Source organism: Exiguobacterium sp. CH10 (assembly GCF_018617635.1).
Classification (GTDB): Bacteria; Bacillota; Bacilli; order Exiguobacteriales; family Exiguobacteriaceae; genus Exiguobacterium; species Exiguobacterium aestuarii_A.
Genome location: NZ_JACSKO010000002.1, coordinates 664,171 through 684,640, shown reverse-complemented (window position 1 = coordinate 684,640; position 20,470 = coordinate 664,171). Strand labels below are relative to the sequence as shown.

General features: G+C 46.9%; 17 protein-coding genes. 6 read left to right on the top strand and 11 right to left on the bottom strand.

Features of this window, described 5'->3' with window-relative positions:
• The first annotated feature begins 295 nt into the window (after positions 1-295).
• The 3 genes from KNP04_RS10305 (at position 296) to KNP04_RS10295 (ending at position 2,999) form a co-directional block, all read left to right on the top strand.
• Positions 296-742, top strand: a complete 447-nt coding sequence (locus KNP04_RS10305) for a MarR family winged helix-turn-helix transcriptional regulator (RefSeq protein ID WP_031423822.1) — start codon at positions 296-298, stop codon at positions 740-742.
• An 80-nt stretch (positions 743-822) separates the two neighbouring features.
• Positions 823-1,536 (top strand): YebC/PmpR family DNA-binding transcriptional regulator, encoded by a 714-nt coding sequence (locus tag KNP04_RS10300; protein WP_214875738.1) that lies wholly within the window; start codon positions 823-825, stop codon positions 1,534-1,536.
• Positions 1,537-1,679: 143 nt separating this feature from the next.
• The gene (locus KNP04_RS10295; RefSeq protein ID WP_214761813.1) at positions 1,680-2,999 is read left to right on the top strand and encodes a Na+/H+ antiporter family protein; all 1,320 of its coding nucleotides are present in this window, start codon (positions 1,680-1,682) and stop codon (positions 2,997-2,999) included.
• A gap of 138 nt (positions 3,000-3,137) precedes the next feature.
• Here the strand turns inward: KNP04_RS10295 and KNP04_RS10290 are convergent, their stop codons facing one another.
• From KNP04_RS10290 to KNP04_RS10265, 6 genes are all read right to left on the bottom strand, one after another.
• Positions 3,138-4,589, bottom strand: coding sequence for a glutamate synthase subunit beta (locus tag KNP04_RS10290; protein WP_214875736.1), 1,452 nt, complete (start codon positions 4,587-4,589; stop codon positions 3,138-3,140).
• Positions 4,586-9,025 (bottom strand): glutamate synthase large subunit, encoded by a 4,440-nt coding sequence (gltB, locus tag KNP04_RS10285; protein ID WP_214875735.1) that lies wholly within the window; start codon positions 9,023-9,025, stop codon positions 4,586-4,588. The genes KNP04_RS10290 and gltB overlap by 4 nt, the downstream gene beginning before the upstream one ends.
• Positions 9,026-9,278: 253 nt before the next feature.
• On the bottom strand, positions 9,279-10,031 hold the full coding sequence (locus tag KNP04_RS10280) for a tryptophan-rich sensory protein (RefSeq protein ID WP_214761809.1): 753 nt from the start codon (positions 10,029-10,031) through the stop codon (positions 9,279-9,281).
• Positions 10,032-10,147: 116 nt separating this feature from the next.
• Positions 10,148-10,960: an aldo/keto reductase gene (locus KNP04_RS10275; protein WP_214875733.1), complete on the bottom strand. Its 813-nt coding sequence runs from the start codon at positions 10,958-10,960 to the stop codon at positions 10,148-10,150.
• Positions 10,961-11,025: 65 nt separating this feature from the next.
• The gene (locus KNP04_RS10270) at positions 11,026-11,805 is read right to left on the bottom strand and encodes an ABC transporter permease subunit (RefSeq protein WP_251129902.1); all 780 of its coding nucleotides are present in this window, start codon (positions 11,803-11,805) and stop codon (positions 11,026-11,028) included.
• Between the two features lie 15 nt (positions 11,806-11,820).
• Positions 11,821-12,693, bottom strand: coding sequence for an ABC transporter ATP-binding protein (locus tag KNP04_RS10265; RefSeq protein WP_214875729.1), 873 nt, complete (start codon positions 12,691-12,693; stop codon positions 11,821-11,823).
• A gap of 121 nt (positions 12,694-12,814) precedes the next feature.
• On the opposite strand from KNP04_RS10265, the gene KNP04_RS10260 reads away from it, so the two are divergent.
• A complete protein-coding gene (locus KNP04_RS10260; RefSeq protein ID WP_214875727.1) occupies positions 12,815-13,378 on the top strand; it encodes a TetR/AcrR family transcriptional regulator in 564 nt (187 codons plus the stop codon).
• 36 nt (positions 13,379-13,414) lie between these two features.
• On the opposite strand, the gene KNP04_RS10255 is transcribed toward KNP04_RS10260, so the two are convergent.
• The 3 genes from KNP04_RS10255 to KNP04_RS10245 form a co-directional block, all read right to left on the bottom strand.
• Positions 13,415-14,527 carry an NAD(P)/FAD-dependent oxidoreductase gene (locus tag KNP04_RS10255; RefSeq protein WP_353047922.1) on the bottom strand — a complete coding sequence of 371 codons (1,113 nt, stop codon included), beginning with the start codon at positions 14,525-14,527 and terminating at the stop codon, positions 13,415-13,417.
• 75 nt (positions 14,528-14,602) lie between these two features.
• The gene (locus tag KNP04_RS10250; protein ID WP_074034536.1) at positions 14,603-15,337 is read right to left on the bottom strand and encodes a Bax inhibitor-1/YccA family protein; all 735 of its coding nucleotides are present in this window, start codon (positions 15,335-15,337) and stop codon (positions 14,603-14,605) included.
• 26 nt (positions 15,338-15,363) lie between these two features.
• Positions 15,364-15,888 carry a type 1 glutamine amidotransferase domain-containing protein gene (locus KNP04_RS10245; RefSeq protein WP_026826070.1) on the bottom strand — a complete coding sequence of 175 codons (525 nt, stop codon included), beginning with the start codon at positions 15,886-15,888 and terminating at the stop codon, positions 15,364-15,366.
• A 172-nt stretch (positions 15,889-16,060) separates the two neighbouring features.
• Here KNP04_RS10245 and KNP04_RS10240 point away from each other — a divergent pair, with 172 nt between their 5' ends.
• Both KNP04_RS10240 and KNP04_RS10235 read left to right on the top strand, forming a co-directional pair.
• Entirely contained in the window at positions 16,061-16,855 is a 795-nt protein-coding gene (locus KNP04_RS10240) for a thymidylate synthase (RefSeq protein WP_214692107.1), read from the top strand.
• Positions 16,852-17,340: a dihydrofolate reductase gene (locus tag KNP04_RS10235; protein ID WP_214875725.1), complete on the top strand. Its 489-nt coding sequence runs from the start codon at positions 16,852-16,854 to the stop codon at positions 17,338-17,340. Before KNP04_RS10240 ends, KNP04_RS10235 begins: the two co-directional genes overlap by 4 nt.
• Positions 17,341-17,355: 15 nt before the next feature.
• Here KNP04_RS10235 and KNP04_RS10230 read toward each other — a convergent pair whose 3' ends face one another.
• Together KNP04_RS10230 and fumC are read right to left on the bottom strand one after the other, a co-directional pair.
• Positions 17,356-18,846, bottom strand: a complete 1,491-nt coding sequence (locus tag KNP04_RS10230) for a GGDEF domain-containing protein (RefSeq protein WP_214875723.1) — start codon at positions 18,844-18,846, stop codon at positions 17,356-17,358.
• Between the two features lie 168 nt (positions 18,847-19,014).
• Positions 19,015-20,418 carry a class II fumarate hydratase gene (gene fumC, locus KNP04_RS10225; protein WP_214875721.1) on the bottom strand — a complete coding sequence of 468 codons (1,404 nt, stop codon included), beginning with the start codon at positions 20,416-20,418 and terminating at the stop codon, positions 19,015-19,017.
• Positions 20,419-20,470 lie beyond the last annotated feature (52 nt).

Here is a 20,470-nt window from a genome sequence, read left to right as displayed (position 1 = left end):
CTTCACATTCATAGAATACAATGTTTTTCAGAGTTTGTGGGTGACAACAATGTGAACTCTTTCACAATATTTTTTTGTCATTTGTTGATAGGTCTTGATTTTTAAGTGTGTCCTCAGTAAAATCGAATACGTTTTCATGAAAATAAGTAATTCTGTTTATGTAAACGCTTACATCAATTGTGTCGAATCTATTTCTACTATGATGTATGAATCATCACATCAACCCGTTTTTAGGTTCAACTGCACCTAACTCGTGTATAATAAAAATAGAACCTAACTAGGAAGTGAATCTACTATGCCGAAACAAGATGCTGCGGACCAGTTTGTCAAACTGATCCCTTTAATTCGTCGTAAACTGCTACGTCGATCTGATTTCCCACAAATTCCGAACTTGAACTTCTCTCATTTCCATCTGTTGATGTTGATTGAGGACGAGGGAGCTGTCACAAACGGACGAATTAGTGAAACACTCTCCATCGCGCCGCCAAACGTTACCCCGCTCATCACGAAGCTGTTAAATGAAGGATATATTACACGCGTACCGGATGAACGAGACCGTCGTGTCATTTGGAACCAGTTGACGGAGAAAGGTGAGCGTATTTTACTTGAACGGAGAGACTCGTTCCGGAGGCTTTTTGAGGAGCGTCTCGCCTTCTTAAATGAGGATGAAACCGACCGCCTCATTGACAGTTTGAAGACGCTCACCGAGATTGTTGAGAAGATGGATAAAGGCGACGAGTAAAACTTTTCTCGTCAATTCAAGCAACTTCTTATATAATCTGTAATGAATCTACGTACAAATGGAAAGAGAGATGACATGTAATGGGTCGTAAATGGAACAACATTAAAGAGAAGAAGGCATCAAAAGACGCGAACACGAGTCGCGTCTATGCTAAGTTCGGTCGCGAGATTTATGTAGCCGCCCGTCAAGGGGAACCTGATCCTGAGTTGAACCAGTCATTAAAATTCGTTGTGGAGCGTGCGAAGACGTATAACGTGCCTCGTGCGATTATCGATCGCGCGATCGATAAAGCAAAAGGTGGCGACGAGGAAAACTTCGATGAGCTTCGTTATGAAGGTTTCGGACCGAACGGCGCGATGGTCATCGTCGATACGTTGACGAATAACGTGAACCGTACAGCATCTGAAGTACGTGCCGCTTTCGGTAAAAACGGAGGAAACATGGGAGTCAGCGGCTCGGTCGCCTACATGTTTGATGCGACCGCCGTCATCGGTGTCAATCAAATGTCGGCAGAAGATGTCCTTGAACTCATGATGGAACATGACCTCGACGTTCGTGACGTCATCGAGGAAGACGAGACGGTCATCGTCTATGCCGAGCCAGAAGCGTTCCACGCCGTCCAGACTGCATTCAAGTCTGCAGGGGTTGAAGAGTTTGCTGTGGCGGAGTTGACGATGCTTCCACAAAATGAAGTGTCGCTCGATGACGATTCAAAAGCACAGTTTGAAAAATTAATCGATGTGCTCGAAGACTTGGAAGATGTTCGCCAAGTTTATCACAACGTCGATCTGTAACACGTTAGCGATAACTTTCACGAGTTATCGCTTTTTTTCATAATCGATTTGACAAGGGTCACATCATATGTTAAATTTCAAAAAGTCTTTATCATATTAAAGTGATACCAAGAGAAAGAAATTGTGAAAGGTGTTGGATGGATATGAACGCAGTATTACTTGCAGTCATCGTCTTATTTGCACTCGCCATCAGTCGTGTGCACATTGTATTGTCCTTAATATTAGCTGCGCTTGTCGGAGGGCTTGTTGGAGGGCTCGGATTTAACGATACGTTGACCGCCTTCAGCGACGGTCTTGGCGGCGGAGCAAGCATCGCCCTTAGCTATGCGCTTCTCGGGGCATTCGCCGTCGGATTGTCGAAGACGGGTCTCCCAGACGTCTTAGCTGAAAAGTTAATTGCGATGTCAGGTCGTGACGTGTCAGGCAAGCGCGTGATGTACGTCAAAGCGTTCTTGTTGTCGCTTCTCTTATTGTTGTCAATCAGCTCACAAAACGTACTCCCGATTCACATCGCCTTTATCCCGATTGTGATTCCACCGTTACTCGTCTTATTCAATGAATTGAAATTAGACCGCCGTCTTGTTGCGACAATCTTGACGTTTGGTCTCGTGACACCGTATATGTTGCTACCAGTCGGGTTCGGTGGCATTTACTTGAATGAGATTTTGATTGCAAACGTTGAAGCGAACGGCTTAGCTGTCGGAGACGTCAATATCATCTCGATTATGGGAATTCCGGCATTAGGGATGGTCGTCGGATTGATTGCCGCGTTCATTCACTACCGGAAACCACGAACGTACGAAACGATTGCACTCGGACCATCTGACTATGAAGTTCGTCAAATGAGTGGCTTCAAGATGATCATGACGCTTGCCGTCGTTCTCATCGTCCTCGTCGTCCAATTGCAGACGGAGTCGATGATTGCTTCAGCGGTGACAGGACTAATCTTACTCTCGATTTTCCGCCTCATCCCTTGGTCAGAGGCCGATGACATCTTCACGAGCGGGATGCGCATGATGGCATTCATCGGTTTCGTCATGATTGCCGCTAGTGGATTCGCAGCCGTTATTCGTGAAACAGGTGCCATCGATCCGCTCGTCAACGGTGCGAGCGATTTGATGGGTGATTCTAAAATGATTGCAGCTCTTGTCATGTTACTTGTCGGACTCGTCATTACACTTGGCATCGGCTCGAGCTTCTCAACTGTTCCAATCATTGCGGCCATCTTCGTACCGCTTTGTGTACAGTATGGCTTCTCTGTCGAGGCGACGATTGCCATCATCGGGACTGCAGGTGCTCTTGGTGACGCCGGGAGTCCTGCGAGTGACTCGACCCTCGGACCTACGAGTGGATTGAACGCTGACGGTCAACACGATCACCTTCGTGAAACGGTTTGGCCAACGTTCTTACACTACAACATTCCACTCATCATCTTCGGGGTGATTGCCGCGATGGTGCTTTGATCATTTTTTCCGTCGTGAATAAATGGTTCCTAATAAAATCAGGATGAGAATAAACCAGATTCCCGTATACATGAGGATTTCGGTGAACATAAAACTCCTCCTAAACAAAAGATAAGGAGCGACAGTTGTCGCTCCTTTTTATGATGAGGTTTTTAAAACGGTCTTGCAAGTATCGAGATACGCATCGACCACTTCTGCCACCTCTCGTCCTTCTCGAATTGCCCATACAATCAGGCTTTGCCCCCGCTTCGCATCCCCAGCGACAAAGACGTTATCCGTTTCCGTATGGAAATCTTTCGTCTTCTCGACGCCGATTTTCCGCAACTCGTGCTCTGGGCGTTCAAATCCAATGGCGACGAGGATGAGGTCCGCCGGGTACGTCTCCATCGAATCTTCCTCTTCGAAGAAAGTCGCTTGACCATCCGGGTTGACGACTTTCGTCATCCGTTCCGTTTCAATCCCTGTGACACGTCCTTCTTTCGTAACGATTTGGTTGGAGCGAATCAAATATGTTCTCGGGTCTTTCTCATAGACCGCGAGTGATTCCGCATACGCATAATCGGTCGTAAGCGTGTCAGGTTGAAGTGGCCAAGGTTTCTCTGGTGCACGGAGCAACCGTTTTGACGGGTGCTTCCCAAATTGAACGACTGATTTTGCACCTTGACGGATTGCCGTCGCCACGCAGTCCGCTCCTGTATCTCCTCCTCCAATGACGATGACATCTTTGTCCTTGGCGTCATAACCAGAGGCAAGGGGAGCCCCTTTACGTTCATGCATAGATGCCGTCAAATAATCCATCGCCATTTCAACGCCAGTGGCATCATCTCCGTCAATCCCGAGCGTGCGCTGTTTTTGAGCTCCGGTCGCCAAGATGACCGCATCGTATTCGTTCCGAAGCGATTCGACCGTTACATCTGTACCAACCTCGACGTTCGTCCGGATGACAATACCCTCTTGTTCGAGTAACCGAACGCGACGTCTTACGACATCTTTATCGAGTTTCATGTTTGGGATTCCATACATGAGCAGTCCTCCCGCTTCATCCGACTTCTCGATGATGGTGACCGAATGACCCAATTGATTCAATTGATCAGCGGCGGCCAGACCAGCAGGACCACTTCCGATGATGGCGACCGACATCCCAGTTCTTCGATGAACTAGTCTCGGTTTCACCCATCCTTCTTCAAATGCCCGGTCGATGATTGTTCGCTCGATGGATTTGATGGCGACTGGATCTTCACTGATCCCGAGTGTACACGATCCTTCACACGGTGCCGGACAAACCCTTCCCGTGAACTCCGGGAAGTTGTTCGTCTCCATCAATCGATGGTATGCACCCATCCAGTCCGCTTTCGTGACGAGCTTGTTCCATTCAGGAATATAGTTGTGAATCGGGCATCCAATCGTCTCCTGACCAATCAAATCACCGACATGACAGAACGGTGTGCCGCAGTCCATACAACGCGCGGCTTGTTGTTGAACGGATTGATCATCCATACGAGACGCATATTCATCATAATCCCTCACCCGCTCTTCGACGTGACGTTCTGGAAGCGTCGTTCGCGCGATGTTCAAAAAGTTATGTTTCATACGGTACCTCCTTCTGTCACGACACGGAACAATTCAAGTGCTCGGTCGGCCTCACTCAATTCAGGACGATTTGCCTCAATTTGACGCATCACGTCTAAGACGTTCGCATAGTCTCTAGGAACGACTTTCACAAACTGTGAACGTACTTGTTCAAATGACTCTAAAATTGTCCGTGCTTTGACGCTATCTGTGTGGAATTGGTGCGCTTCAAGAAGCGCATAAATTTGTTCGATATCTTCATCGTCCAACTCCCGTACGACGGAAACAAGCTCCTCATTGACGAGTTGTTCATAGGCTTGCGCTCCGTAAATATAAGCTGTACCACCGGACATACCGGCCGCAAAATTTCGTCCAATCTGTCCGAGTACAAGTACAGTTCCACCGGTCATATATTCACACCCGTGATCCCCGACTCCTTCGACGACTGCCGTCGCACCAGAGTTACGAACGGCGAATCGCTCACCGACATGTCCGTTGAAGAACGCCTGACCGCTCGTCGCTCCGTACAAGCAGACGTTACCGGCAATCATTTGTTCACTTTCATCAAACGGCGCATGCTTTTCAGCAATCAATGCCAGTTTCCCTCCGCTCAAGCCTTTGCCGATATAATCGTTCGCATCGCCAATGACAGAGATAGTGATTCCGTTCGGTAAAAATGCCCCCAGACTTTGTCCGGCAGATCCACTAAGGCGAAGCGAAATCGTATCGTCCGGTAAACCGACCTGACCATGAACTTTCGTCACTTCAAAACCTAACTGTGTTCCGACCGCTCGATCGGTGTTTCGGATGCGACCTACGAAGAACGTCGGTTGGCCAGAAGTGATGGAACGTGATACAGCTGGGATGAGTTTACGATGATCGTATGAACGGTATGCCGGATGAGTGAGTTCTTCTCGTTCCGATAGCGGTGTCGGCATCGAAATCATTGGAGACAAATCTAGACGTCGCGCTTTCAGATGATTCGTCTTCCACACGCTTTCTTCGAGTAGATCCGTTCGACCGACCACTTCGTCGAGTGATGTGACACCGAGTGACGCCAAGATTTCCCGCACTTCTTCAGCCAAGAACGTCATCAAGTTGACGACATGCTCTGGTTTCCCCATAAATTTCTGACGAAGTACCGGGTCTTGTGTCGCCACACCGACCGGACAAGTATCTAAGTGACAAGCGCGCATCATGATACATCCTAGAACGACGAGCGGTGCTGTCGCAAACGCAAACTCTTCTGCACCGAAGATGGCTGCCATAACGATATCGCGACCCGTCATAAGCTTCCCGTCCGTCTCGAGCGTGACTCTTCCCCGGAGTCCGTTCAATGCGAGCGTTTGATGTGTCTCTAGGAGACCGAGTTCCCACGGAAGACCTGTATGCTTAATTGATGTCTTCGGAGAAGCACCGGTCCCACCGTCGTATCCGCTAATGACAATCGTATCCGCATTCGCTTTCGCCACGCCTGCTGCAATCGTCCCAACCCCTGATTTTGAAACGAGTTTGACACTGATTTTCGCGTTCGGGTTCACATGTTTTAAGTCAAAAATAAGTTGTGCCAAATCCTCAATCGAATAAATATCGTGATGCGGAGGTGGCGAGATGAGTCCGACGCCAGGAACCGATCCCCGGACTTCGGCGACCCATGGATACACCTTGTTCCCTGGAAGTTGTCCACCTTCCCCCGGTTTTGCCCCTTGTGCCATCTTGATTTGAATCTCATCGGCATGATATAGATATTCCGCCGTCACGCCGAAACGTCCACTCGCCACTTGTTTGATGCGGCTGATGCGCTCGTTCCCGAATTCATCCGGGACAAAGCGAGCACGGTCTTCCCCACCTTCACCTGAGTTACTTTTCGCACCAATTTGGTTCATCGCAATAGCGAGCGTCTCATGTGCTTCTTTCGACAAGGATCCGAACGACATCGCCCCCGTCTTAAAGCGGCGTACAATCGACGTGATCGGTTCCACCTCATCAATCGCCACCGGACGTTGTTCCTTAAACGCGAACAACTGACGGATAAATTGTCCCGACGACTCATGCAACTTCACGTAGGCATCGTAATATTTTCGCTCATTCTCACGGCAGGCGCGTTGCAACAAGTGAATCGTCTTCGGATTGAACGCATGCTCCTCTCCGTCTGCACGCCATTGGAAGTCACTTCCCGCTTCGAGCGGGCGGTTTGTCTCATATGCGTCTTTGTGGAGTGTTTTTGCCTCGTCTTCTAATTCAACGAATCCGATTCCTGACAGCTGAGACGTCGTTCCTCGGAAATGTGTTTCAATCAAATCACGGTCTAATCCGACCGCTTCGAAGATTTGAGCCCCACGATAACTTTGAATCGTCGAGATTCCCATTTTCGACATGATTTTGACGATGCCTTCAACGACAGCTTTTTGATAGGAACGAATTGCCGCTTCAAACGAATGAGTGATTTGTTCATGTTCGACCAAGTGTTGAATTGTTGCATAGGCAACGTAAGGGTATATCGCATCGGCTCCATAACCGATCAAAGTGGCAGCCTGATGCACTTCTCGCACTTCGCCACTTTCACAAATCACGCTACAGTTCGATCGCAAGTTCTCACGAATCAAATGTTGATGAACGGCACTGAGCACGAGGAGCGCCGGCATCGCAGCCCGATCACGTGACATATAACGGTCAGATAGGACAATGACGTTCGAACCATTTCGTACAATTTCGCTGACGTGTTGCAAAAGAGCTTCAAGCGCAGCCTCTAAATCATTTGTGAACGTCGTATCGACGCGAGCGAGTTTGAGTCGCTCACCAATTTGATCGAGTGTCGAACCATCGATGATTGGATGATCCAGCCACACACGTTTCGCATGACCACGTCCGGTATGGACCGGATCACCTTGCGGACCAATCCAAGTGAACGTCGCTGTGACAATTTTCTCCCGTAAGGCATCAATTGGCGGGTTCGTCACTTGCGCGAAATGTTGTTTAAAGTAATGGAAGAGCGACCGAGGACGGGTAGAGAGAACTGCGATTGGTTGATCATGCCCCATCGACCCAATCGGATCTTTCTCGTCGTTGATCAATGGAATCATATACTGTTCGATATCCTCTTTTGTATACCCGAACGCGCGTTGCACACGATCGAGTTCTGAGACGTCTTGTTCCTGAACACCTTTATCTTCCACTTTCATCATTTGTTTGAGCCATTTATGATACGGCTCCGATTTTGCAATCGTCTCCTTGATTTCCTGATCGGGAATCAAACGTTTCTCAATCAAGTCGATCAAGAGCAATTGTCCAGGTCGTAGGCGCTGTTTTGATTTGACGTTCTCGGCATCGACAGGGATGACGCCTGTCTCTGATGACAGGATCAATTCTCCGTCTAATGTCTCGACGTAACGCATCGGGCGCAACCCGTTCCGGTCTAAAATTGCACCGATCTGTCGCCCATCGGTAAAGACGACGCCCGTTGGACCATCCCATGGCTCCATGATGGATGAATGATATTGATAGAAGTCACGTTTGAACGGTTCCATCTTGCCTTCAACAAACGGTTCGGGAATCAACATCATCGCCGTATGCGCAATCGATCGACCGGTGCGTGTGAAGAACTCGAAGGCATTATCGAGCATCGACGAGTCACTACCGTCCTCTTGGAGAACTGGGAACAAATGATTCACATCCTCAAACAAATCGGTCGATGTGACTCCTTCGCGCGCTCGCATCGCATCGATATTGCCTCGTAACGTGTTGATTTCTCCATTATGGACAATCATCCGGTTTGGGTGTGCACGTTCCCATGAAGGAAACGTATTTGTTGAGAAGCGAGAGTGAACGATTCCGAACGTGCTCTTATAATGCGGTGATTGCAAGTCCAAATAAAAGGCATCAATTTGAACTGGCGTCAGCATTCCTTTATATACAATCGTTCTCGTCGACAGGCTCGCAATATATAAGTTTAGCGATTCAACTTTTTCAATCTTTCGTCGGAGTTCATAGAACACACGTTCATTCGCATCTTCATCGAGAAACGGACAAGAGATGAACCATTGATAAATGACCGGTTGCGTCACACGTGCATGTTCCCCGATTTGCGTTGCATCCACGGGTACTTCTCGCCACTCGATGGTCGAACAGTCTAATTCATCTGCCATGCGTTCCATCAAATTTATTTTTTCCTTTAGCCGATCGTCTGATGGCTGAAAAAAAACCATTCCGACAGCGTAACGACCAAGTGACGGAAGGTTCATCGTTTGCGTGAAAAGTTCATGTGGGATTTCAGTCATAATACCCGCACCATCACCGGCATCGATGACACCTTGCCCTCCTCGGTGCTCTAATTTACATAGCATCGAGAGTGATTTACGGACAATCTCATGTTTTTTTAGTCCGTTTAAATTGACGTATAATCCAATCCCGCACGCGTCTTTCTCAAATCTTGAGTCATACAGTCCAACTCGACTCATATCATCGACCCCTTTCACTCACAGTTTCATAATTAACATTCTGTTCTAAATATTCTGAAAAATCAAGTGGACTGTATGTATTTTTGCATAATAGGAATTGAATCTATTACGATTGAAAGCGTATACATAGCTGATATCAATAGGTTCTACTGTTTTAGTTATGTTAAATAAAGAATAAATATCCATGAATATTATTTATTTATAGGTTCTTAAGAACACAAAAAGGATATCTGTTAAGATATCCTTTTCTAACTTAATGTTCTACTGTTTTACGTGGATGATGTAGAAACGATTTCGGACGCTTCCACAAGATCAAACCGATATATCCAATCGCGAGCAGTGCGAGCGCACTGACGATGACGACATACAGTGTCCCTTCTTCGATTCTTGCGAAAATACCGATATAGGCCCAAACGAATACGAGTGGATAGATGAAATCGTGATGCCACCACATGAAGAGTAGAGCTAATACAACACCGACCATCAGCATGAGCGATGTCCATGCAAGTTCATCAAGACCTAATAAAGAAGTGATCTGTTCTGTCTTCATCACGACGAACGTATTGACAATCGTTGCGACCGACACCCAACCGATATAGATTGAGAACGGGAAACGATCGAGCCAACTTGTAGATGTGCGGAATGCAATATAGTATAGCCAGCATAGAGACGCTAAGAATGACACCATGATTACGAGCGAGAGTACGAACCACTCATTCGTAAATGCGAGAAGCCACAATCCGTTCAACACACATGAAATCAGGAATCCTGCTTTCATACGTTCGGCCTGTCGGTTGGCCGTCGTCCCTTTTTTCAATTGTAAGACTAACCAGACAAGTAATGCGACATAGATGACGCCCCAAATGGAGAAGGCGTAACCCGCCGGTTTAAAGTAGATGTCAATTCGATCTGAAACCGCGGCATTATCACCGCTCGCAAAATAATTGATGACGACGGTCGCTAGAAAAGCGACCCAGTTGACAATTGGCCATTTTGATAAGTCCATAAGCACGATCTTCTGAATGAAGATCAAACACCTCCTTTTAGCAACATAATAATCATTACCCGCATACATGTGACTCTACACGTAGAAAGGGGCTCGCAAATGCGAGCCCCTTGTTATTAAAAGTCGATTTCGTCCGGATCTGGTCCAAGACGTTCACCTGTCGCCACCTGGTCGATTTTTGCCAAATCGTCCACGTCGAGTGAAAAATCGAATACATCGAAGTTTTCACGGATGCGATGCGGTGTCACCGACTTCGGCAATGCGACATGACCTGACTCGAGGTGCCAACGAAGCACGACTTGTGCAGGCGTTTTTCCATGCTTCTCCGCAATTTCTGAGAAGGCATCGATCTCTAAAAACTTCCCTTGCATAAGAGGACTCCACGCCTCAATTTGAATGCCTTCATCCTGGCAATAGTCCAACAAATCCGGTTGTGGAAGCTGTGGATGAAGTTCTACCTGATTGATGAGCGGTGCCATCAGTCCTTCTTCTTTTAACGTCTCAAGATGATGTTCTTTGAAGTTGGATACACCGATTGCTTTAATCTTTCCGGCTTCATATAGTTCGATCAGATCTTTCCAAGCATCGACGAAACCATCAACTGGCCAGTGAAGCAGACAAAGGTCTAAATAGTCTGTCTCGAGGCGTTTTAATGAGTCTTCAAACGCTTCTTTCGTCTTCCCTTCACGAATATCGTCATTCCAAATTTTCGATGTGATGAATAGGTCTGAGCGGTCGACTCCCGAGACTTTAATCCCTTTTGCGACGCCTTCTTCATTTTTATAAATGGCAGCCGTGTCGATATGGCGATAGCCAGTCTTGAGTGCCTCGACGACAGCGGCAGGTGCCTCCGTCTCATTGTCGACTTGCCATACCCCAAACCCAATCATCGGAATCTCTACTTTGTTTCGTAACGTAGCATATAGCATTTCATTCATCCCCTTTTCTTTCTAACGAGCTGATTGTATCATACCCGACAATTTATTTCGGAAAACTAAATCGTTAAATCTTTTCGGGTAAAGCGGATGAATGAGAGTGCTGAAAAGACGATTAACAGGCCGATTAACCAAATAAAGTGAACACCACCGAACTGTTCACGCATGATGGCCGGAGCATCGAAGAGAGAAAAGAAAGAGATGTTCCCTAACCATTCGAACTGCTCGCTTACTCCGTTGATGATATTCACCATCAAGAAGAACGTGAAGATTCCGCCGGTCACCATATAAGATTTACTACTGTCATCAAACAGACTGGCCAGCATATAGGCAACGACCCCTAATACGAGAAGCATGAGCGCTCCGTTCAATTGAAGCATCCATAAAACTGCATAGTCGATTTGTAAATCGAATAATACATCTGCCGCCATGAGACTGAAGCCATTTAACCCGACAAACAAGCCAACTGCAATGATCAGGATGACGAACGTAGACCATACATATTTGACACGAGAAATCGGAGCTGCCATATACAGCATGATTTCACCTGAATCGATCGGTTTAGCAAGAAGTTTCGAGGCAAACGTCAACGCAAACAACACGGCAAGTACATAAAAAATTAATCCATAGTAATTACTCGACAATAAATTGAGCAGATTATCCATCGCCATCGTCGCATCGATTTGAAACACTTCGAGCAACTCAGGTGGAAGTGACTCTAATTTCGCCTCAATCAGTCCCGTTTCCTGAATGGATGGGAATATAGCGGCCAAAAAGAAGAGATAGACACTTGTCCCGACCGAATAACCGAGAATCCAACTGCGATTCTGTTTAAACATTGAGCGTATTAACATTTATGTCGCCTCCCCGTAATACTGCATAAACAAGTGTTCGAGTTCGTCAGCGCCACTCTCCAATGAAAGAATCTCATAGTCGGCAAGCGTTCGAATCAAGTTGTTCAATTCTACTGGCGACGTGATGGCGACTTCTACGTGTATTCCATCTCGTGTTCCAGTAGTTTTGATGAATCGGATTGCCTCTGCCTCGGAAGAAAACTCAATCTGATATCGTTTCACACTGTGCTGTCTAAGTTCTTCCATGTCTTCCTCAATGATGATGCGCCCGTCTTTAATCAATGCGGCTCGATCACACGTCCGCTCCATCTCAGGAAAATGGTGAGAGCTCATCAAAATCGCCTTACCTGCTTCTTTTTCTTCGATTAGCCAATCGATCAAACGTTCTTGCATGAGCGGATCGAGTCCGCTCGTAGGCTCATCCAGAATATAGACGGGTGCCTCTTTCATGAAGCACGTGATGATGGCGAGCTTTTGTTTCATCCCTTTAGACATCTTCCGAACTTTCGTCGACTCATCGAACGCGAATCGCTCGCGAAGTCGTCGCTCTCGTGCAGGATCCGTTTTATGCAAATGACGCGTTAACCGAATGATTTCTTCTCCAGTCATATGTTGTGGATAATTGATTTCCCCAGGCAAATAACCGACATTTCGTTTGACCTGCTCGGTTTCGCTCCAGCAGTCGAACCCGTTTATGGTCGCCTTTCCTTCGCTCGGTTTCAACAGACCCATTAGATGACGAATCGTCGTCGATTTCCCAGCACCGTTCGGTCCGATGAATCCAAAAATCGTTCCGGGTAACACATCGAGTGTCACATCAAAAATACCGTGGGTTGCATCGAATCGTTTTGTTAATCGTTCAATCCGAATCATCACAAACCCTCCTTTTTTGAAATATAAGATTAATATGATTACAAAACTAGTATATCACGTTCTTTTTTGAAATGGAAATGGTATATTTATTACAAAACTACAGAAAGGAGCGCTCCGACCAATGGACGGATTCGCAAAACGCACCGAAGAAAAAAGACAGGCCATCTTACGTGCCGCATATGACCTGATGACGGAGAAACAATCTCGGTTTACCGTTAGTGAACTCGCCAAGCAAGCTCATGTATCCCCCGTCTCAATCTATAATTACTTCGGCTCGAAAGAACAAGTCATCATTGAAGTGTTACAACAAATGACGGAAGAACAAATGAGCTGGATTGATGAACAAATCGAGTCGAACGCTCCGTTTGAGACGTTACTCGTCGATATATTGAAACGAAAAATCAAAACTGCCGTTCTTTTTGATGAGACCATCACCACGATGATTCAACAGGATCCAAACTGGGAGCAGTTGGCGTCCCGTGGTTATGCATCTTTCGCCCGTTTGATCGAATACGGGAAACAAGAAGGGGCGATCGACGCCACATTATCGACCACATCCTATTTACGCTATGTGCAATTGATGCAACAGGCCATCCTGTCCGACCCGCATTTTTCAATCGGCGACATGAAAGAGACAATGGAAGACTATTTTCATTTCTTTCTGAACGGGGTCATCAAACGCTAAAAAGGTGACTGTCTATAAAGAGACAGCCACCTTTTCTTATGCTTTGAATATAAAGTCATCAATCGGATAGAGTGAAAGGTCCACTTCGCATTCGCCCGTCAGCACGAGGTCACTTAACACCTTTCCGATGAACGGACCGACCGTCAAACCGGATGACCCTAGTCCGTTTGCCACAAGCAATTGATTCGCCCCCGTTACTCTCCCGAGTATAGGAATGGAGTTTGGTGTGACCGGGCGGAAACCGACTTTCGTCTCGATGAGTTCTGCTTCCGAAAGTCCTGGTGCTGATTCAAGCCCTTTCGTCAGCACTTCGTGGACACCAATCGCCGTCGGGCGAACATCGAACGCTTTACCTTTCTCATGGGTCGAGCCGATGACGACCTTCCCATCTTCAAATCCAAGTAGATAACGTCGCCTTGGCGGCATGACAACCGGCCAATTCGAGGCATCGGTATCTTTTAACTGGACGTGAACGAGTTGTGCCTTTTCTCCGTCGACGCGAACCGTATATCCGAGAGGCTGTAATAATTCCGGGAGCCACGCCCCAGTCGCAAGGATGATTTCATCCGCTTCATATCGAACTCCGTCACACTCGACGCCAATCGCGTCCCCATCGGTCAACCGTGCCGAACCGTATACAAATTTCACACCACGTTTCATAGCGACTCGTTCAAGTGCTGCACGGAATTTCCCACCATCCACACGTGCGCCACCTTTGACTAGAAGCGCATCATATTCATCTGAAAGTGGAGGGAAAAGACGTTGTGCCTCTTCTGCTGTCAATCGTTCTAAGTCACCGATTTCTGGTGCTTCTTCGCGACGAACCATCGTCCGCTCCATCATTTGATCAAGTTTGGACTCTTCATGGAGGGCAAGTGTCCCGACACGTTTGTATCCAGTGTCCGTCTCGCCTTCAGCTTCCAACTCGTTCACGACATACGGATAATAGTGCGCACCACCTTTAGCGAGTGCGTACCATGCTTTGTTACGCCGCTGGGCAATCCAAGGACAGACAATTCCCGCTGCCGCATCGGTCGCCCGTCCTTCTTCCTTACGGTCGATGACCGTCACGTCAGCTTTTCCTGCTAAATGATAGGCTGTGGAGACACCAACGATGCCCGACCCAATAATCACAATTTTCTTCATCATGTACCTGCCTTTTCAGACAGATGAACACATCCTTTCGTGAAAAAATCATCGACCCAATGGATCGATGATTGATTGTTATTCTCTCATCGCTAGACGATATAATAAGTCCAGCAATTCAATATACAACCAGACGAGCGTGACGATTAAGCCAAACGCCGCAACCCATTCCAATTGTTTTGGTGCCCGCTCTTCGACTTGACGTGCGATGAAATCAAAGTCTAAGACGAGTGCGAGTGAAGCGACGATGACAATGACAAATTGAACACCGATGGCAAGCGGGCTAGAACCTGTCATAAACGCCAATCCTGAACCGAATAGGCTCATGACGAGTTGGACAAGGTACAATAACATGACCGTAAACATCGCAGCCATGACCCCTGCTCTGAATTTTTGCGTCACTTTGACAAGACCTGTCGTATAAACAAACCACATCGCAAAAGCAACGACGAACGTCGTCATGACGGCACGACCGACAATACCAGGGACCATCGCTTCAAAGAAGTATGAAATTGAACCGACGAAGACACCCTCGATAATTCCGTATAACGGCGCAACGACTGGTGCCGTATTCGGCTTGAACGTGATGAGTAATGCAAAGATGAAACCGAGGATGAGTGACCCGATCATGAGCGGGAACAAAAGCCCTTCCCCGATTGTAGGAACGACGAGCCATGTCGTTCCGGCTGCCGCTGTGACGAGAAGAAGCAAGGTGAACACTTTTGACCATGTTCCTGCTTTCGTCATCGGCTCGGCACTGTAAGCTGTAGACTGCATTGATTTACGAAGTAGTGGATTCGATTTTAAGTTCAACGTTGTATAGCTCCTTTATGATTCAATTACTGTTTTGCGAACACGTCGATAAACGCACGCATGTAGTCTGGTAGATCCGGTGGTCGACGACTTGAGACGATATGTCCATCGACGACAACAGGTTCGTCATGCCAAATGGCACCTGCGTTTTCCATGTCGTCCTTGATTCCTGGTGTACTCGTGACGTTCACCCCGTCCAAAATATTCGCTGAAATCAAGACCCATCCAGCATGGCAAATTTGACCGATTGGTCGTTTTTGTTCATCCATATAACGAACGAAGCCTTTCACCGAATCAAAACGGCGCAACAAGTCAGGTGACCAGCCTCCCGGTACGAGGATCGCATCAAACGATGTGATATCCACATCATCGAATGATACGTCCGACTTCGCTGGCACACCATACTTCCCGATGTAGGCATGGTCTGCTTTTTCCCCGGCTAAAATGACATGCGCTCCTTCTTCACGAAGACGGTGTACAGGGTACCAAAGCTCTAAATCCTCGAAGTCATTACTGACAAGTTGAAGGACTTTCTTTCCTTGTAGTTTCATCAAATCCCTCCTTTTGTTCATTCCCCATTATACCCGAAACAGAGGTTCGCGAAAACGAAGAATCAAGGTTGTTTTTTCATTATATGGATGGAATACGCTCCTAGATACTATATCTTGTGTTATGTTATGATACCTTTAGTCAATGGAGATTGAGAAGGAGGTTCATCACCTTATGAAGCAATATCATGATTTATGTCGACATATCCTCGAAAACGGAGTAGTGAAAGAAGACCGTACTGGCACAGGGACGACCAGCGTTTTCGGCTATCAAATGCGATTCAATTTACAAGAAGGCTTCCCCCTCATCACGACGAAAAAGTTACATACTCGTTCGATTATCCATGAACTTCTTTGGTTCATCTCGGGGGAGACGAACATTCGTTATCTACAAGAGAACGGAGTGCGGATTTGGAACGAATGGGCAGATGAAGAAGGAAACCTCGGCCCGGTATACGGCTCACAGTGGCGCTCTTTCCCACGCCCGGACGGCTCGTCCGTCGATCAACTGGCTCAAGTGATTGAACAAATCAAAACGAATCCTGATTCAAGACGATTGATTGTTTCCGCATGGAACCCTGGACAACTCGATGAGATGGCCCTTCCACCGTGTCATTTACTTTTCCAATTCTATGTCGCTGACGGGAAGCTCTCCTGCCAGTTATATCAACGAAGTGCCGACACCTTCTTAGGCGTTCCGTTCAACATCGCATCGTATGCGCTTTTGACGCACATGGTCGCTCATGTGACCGGTCTAGAAGTTGGCGATTTCGTCCACACCCTCGGAGATGCTCATATTTATCATAACCATCTCGAACAAGTGGAACTTCAACTGTCGCGTGACCCTCGTCCGTTACCACAACTCAAGATTGTCCGAGACGTATCATCAATTGAATCATTCCGTTTTGAGGACTTTGAGATTCTCGGATATGACCCGCATCCACATATTAAAGGAGAAGTGAGCGTATGATTTCACACGTGGTCGCGTACGGACTCAATCGGGAAATCGGGAAAGACAATGATTTATTGTGGCGATTGCCGGATGATTTGAAACACTTCAAATCTGTCACGTCTGGTGGCACCGTCGTCATGGGAAGAAAAACGTTCGAATCGATTGGAAAGGCATTGCCGAACCGACGGAATATCGTCGTGACGTCCGATTCAACTTTTAAAGCAGAACACATTGAAGTGTGGCATGATTTAGAACGTCTCGTCGAAGAAAGTCAAAACGAGGAATGGTTTGTCATTGGCGGCGCGACGCTATATGAACAGACCATGTCGATGACGAGTCGAATTTATGCCACCGAAGTAAAATCCACGTTCGAGGCAGACACGTATTACCCTGAACGGAGCGGTTCATGGACGATCCAAAGTCAGACAGATCATCCGCAAGACGAAAGACATGCATATGACTTTTCGTTCATACAATATGACAAAGCAGACATCGATCATTAATCGATGTCTGCTTTTTTAGTCAGGTAGTTTTTCTAACCACTGTTCAATTTTTTTCGTGATGACTTCATCTTGATTATCATCAGCGTAGTCGTCATAAATCGCTTCTAGTTCGGAGGCTGTACGCTTCGAAACCGCGAGGATGTGACTATATTTACCACGCTGTTCTTTCACGGCAGAGAGTGTCCCTCTCGCTTCATGGACTCGGGTATCGTCTAAGACGAACATTTCGATGTTATCGTTACAAGAATATGCTTCGTATGGACGATACACGACCTCATAGCGACGATGCTCTTTTGGCAAGCGGTTTGCAAGCGAAGTGTACGTGTTCTCGGACATCGTCACGTAAGCAATCCGCTTTTCCTCACGAACCGCCGACGTGTATCGGACAACCCGATTTCGACCATCACGTTTTGCCTTATAAAGCGCCTCATCTGCGTATGCACACCATTCCCCAAGCGTATATCCTGTCTGGCAGACACGGGTATATCCGATTGATACGGTCACGTGATGCTCGTACGGGAATTCCATCTCTTCAATCCGGGTACGGACGCGCTCTAACACCGATTCGACAATCGCTCGGTCAGATACGTTCAAGAGAATTAAAAACTCTTCTCCTCCATAACGGATGAGTTCATCACTCGATCGAATCGCGTGTCGGATTTCTTCCGAGACCCGATGAAGAACGTCATCCCCATAAGAGTGACCGAACGTGTCGTTCAATTGTTTAAAATGATCGATATCAAGTAGGGCAACAGCAAAGCTCTCACCTGAGCGCTCTAACCTTGAGATGAAGCGAGAAAACGTCGCTTTTAAATATTTTCTGTTGAATGCACCCGTCAGCTCATCGACAAGTAAGGCCTTTGAAACTAAACGAGACTTTTCAATATGTAGACCAAGACGGACTAACCGCTCCTCCATCGGTACCCATGATTCCCAATAATCATCGAATCCGTAGGAATAGGCAGCGAGACGATAATGCTCATTCGTTCCGATGACGATGAGCGGGACGTAAAGTTTTCTCATCTTGCTCACAAACGATTGGATGTCACGTTCTTTAAACTGTGGCCATAGTTCAACGTCCATGATGATTGCTTTTGGGACGTCCTCATAGTCATACTCGACCGCTTCTTCAAGTGTTTGCAAGAATACAGGACGTGCTCCAAGCTTCTCAACACGCGATTTATACCGACTAAATGTCGAAAAACTTGCAGAAAGAATCAAAACGAGGTCCTCATCTTCTTGTTCGATTCCCAGAACGGTATGGATGTATCGTTTCACCGGTGAGATCAAGGTCATTGCCTCTGCTTGGGTAAGGACGCTAGGCAACTCCTTCGCCTCAGACTCAACACGACTAAATATTTCTAACAGATGCATAAAGCGTCGCTGTCTAACTTCCTTCTTCACCCAATCAAGTAGAAACTCGATATCGGATTTTGGAATTTGTCTAGACTCTGATATCTTTTTTAAAATCATATGTATACGCTCAGTGAGTTGACCTTGCTCCATCTTCGTCCCCCCTATGTTCGTACTCCCCGAATTCTCTTATGTATCGATTATGCGACTTCTACAGATAAAATACAACTATTTCCTTATTTATTTTCTATTGTTTTACATATCCCTAGTGCTTACGTCCTAAAATAGACATAGAAAAAGCGGTCTTGCGACCGCTTCATGTTATTTTTTCACTTTTAGGTTTGGTGATGTCATCTCTTCAGGACGAATCCATTGATCAAATTGCTCTTCTGTCAATAGTCCCGTTTCCAATGCCGCCTCTTTTAAAGAAGTACCGTTTTTATGTGCCAGTTTTGCGATTTTCGCAGCATTTTCATATCCGATATGTGGGTTGAGTGCTGTGACGAGCATGAGCGACTGTTCCACGTTACGAGAAATCACTTCATGATTCGGCTCAATCCCGACCGCACAATGATCGTTGAATGAATGTAGGCTGTCCGTCAAGAGACGACAAGTCTGTAAGAAGTTATACATGATGACCGGTTTGAAGACGTTCAGTTCAAAGTTCCCTTGGCTCGCCCCGAAACCAATCGTCGCGTCGTTACCAAGAACTTGAGCGGCAACCATCGTGAGTGCCTCACTTTGTGTCGGGTTGACTTTCCCTGGCATGATTGAACTTCCTGGCTCATTCTCAGGAATCGTAATTTCGCCGATCCCCGCACGTGGGCCCGATGCCAACCAACGCACGTCGTTCGCAATCTTCATTGCATCCATCGCTAACGCTTTTAAAGCACCATGTGTAAAGACGAGTTGATCGTGACTTGTAAGTGCGTGGAATTTGTTTACGGCCGTGACAAACGGTTTTCCTGTCTCTTCAGAAATCTTTTTCGCCACGACTTCCCCAAATTCGGGATGAGCGTTGATTCCAGTACCGACAGCTGTTCCACCGAGAGCAAGCTCTGTCAATGGTTCAATCGTCCGTTCAATCATTTGTTTTGAGAGTTCGAGCATCCGCACCCAGCCGCTAATTTCCTGACCGAGCGTGACCGGTGTCGCATCTTGAAGATGTGTGCGTCCGATTTTGACGATATCCATATACGCTTCCGCTTTTTGCGAAAGAGTTTGGTGAAGGGCATCGATTGCCGGCAAGACGTCATCTTGCACGGAAAGGATGGCCGCAATGTGCATCGCTGTCGGATACGTGTCATTCGAGCTCTGCGATTTGTTGACATCATCATTCGGATGAATCCAAATCGATTGCTCACGCGCATGCAATTTGATATTCGCAATGTTCGCGATTACTTCGTTGACGTTCATGTTTGATTGGGTACCCGATCCCGTTTGCCAGACGACGAGTGGAAATTCAGCGTCGTACTTTCCTTCTAAAATCTCATCGGCTACTTCCGCAATGATTTCAGCTTTCTCTTCTTCCAGTACTCCAAGTTCAGCGTTGGCGAGAGCCGCCCCTTTTTTTAAGATTGCGAAGGCACGTATAATCTCAAGCGGCATCTTTTCTGCACCGATTTTAAAGTTCTCAAGACTACGTTGCGTTTGTGCTCCCCATTTTGCATCAGCCGGGACTTTGATTTCCCCCATCGTGTCCCGTTCGATTCGATAATCCTTCATGCTAAATTCCCCCTCTATAGTTGACTACGCTTTCATTTTAGCGAAAAACCAT

What these genes read in the sequence shown, in the direction of transcription:
- KNP04_RS10305 (WP_031423822.1), top strand. Translation starts at nt 296, where the DNA reads ATGCCGAAACAAGATGCTGCGGACCAGTTTGTCAAACTGATCCCTTTA.
- KNP04_RS10300 (WP_214875738.1), top strand. Translation starts at nt 823, where the DNA reads ATGGGTCGTAAATGGAACAACATTAAAGAGAAGAAGGCATCAAAAGAC.
- KNP04_RS10295 (WP_214761813.1), top strand. Translation starts at nt 1,680, where the DNA reads ATGAACGCAGTATTACTTGCAGTCATCGTCTTATTTGCACTCGCCATC.
- KNP04_RS10290 (WP_214875736.1), bottom strand. Translation starts at nt 4,589, where the DNA reads ATGAAACATAACTTTTTGAACATCGCGCGAACGACGCTTCCAGAACGT.
- gltB (WP_214875735.1), bottom strand. Translation starts at nt 9,025, where the DNA reads ATGAGTCGAGTTGGACTGTATGACTCAAGATTTGAGAAAGACGCGTGC.
- KNP04_RS10280 (WP_214761809.1), bottom strand. Translation starts at nt 10,031, where the DNA reads ATGGACTTATCAAAATGGCCAATTGTCAACTGGGTCGCTTTTCTAGCG.
- KNP04_RS10275 (WP_214875733.1), bottom strand. Translation starts at nt 10,960, where the DNA reads ATGCTATATGCTACGTTACGAAACAAAGTAGAGATTCCGATGATTGGG.
- KNP04_RS10270 (WP_251129902.1), bottom strand. Translation starts at nt 11,805, where the DNA reads ATGTTTAAACAGAATCGCAGTTGGATTCTCGGTTATTCGGTCGGGACA.
- KNP04_RS10265 (WP_214875729.1), bottom strand. Translation starts at nt 12,693, where the DNA reads ATGATTCGGATTGAACGATTAACAAAACGATTCGATGCAACCCACGGT.
- KNP04_RS10260 (WP_214875727.1), top strand. Translation starts at nt 12,815, where the DNA reads ATGGACGGATTCGCAAAACGCACCGAAGAAAAAAGACAGGCCATCTTA.
- KNP04_RS10255 (WP_353047922.1), bottom strand. Translation starts at nt 14,527, where the DNA reads ATGATGAAGAAAATTGTGATTATTGGGTCGGGCATCGTTGGTGTCTCC.
- KNP04_RS10245 (WP_026826070.1), bottom strand. Translation starts at nt 15,888, where the DNA reads ATGAAACTACAAGGAAAGAAAGTCCTTCAACTTGTCAGTAATGACTTC.
- KNP04_RS10240 (WP_214692107.1), top strand. Translation starts at nt 16,061, where the DNA reads ATGAAGCAATATCATGATTTATGTCGACATATCCTCGAAAACGGAGTA.
- KNP04_RS10235 (WP_214875725.1), top strand. Translation starts at nt 16,852, where the DNA reads ATGATTTCACACGTGGTCGCGTACGGACTCAATCGGGAAATCGGGAAA.
- KNP04_RS10230 (WP_214875723.1), bottom strand. Translation starts at nt 18,846, where the DNA reads ATGGAGCAAGGTCAACTCACTGAGCGTATACATATGATTTTAAAAAAG.
- fumC (WP_214875721.1), bottom strand. Translation starts at nt 20,418, where the DNA reads ATGAAGGATTATCGAATCGAACGGGACACGATGGGGGAAATCAAAGTC.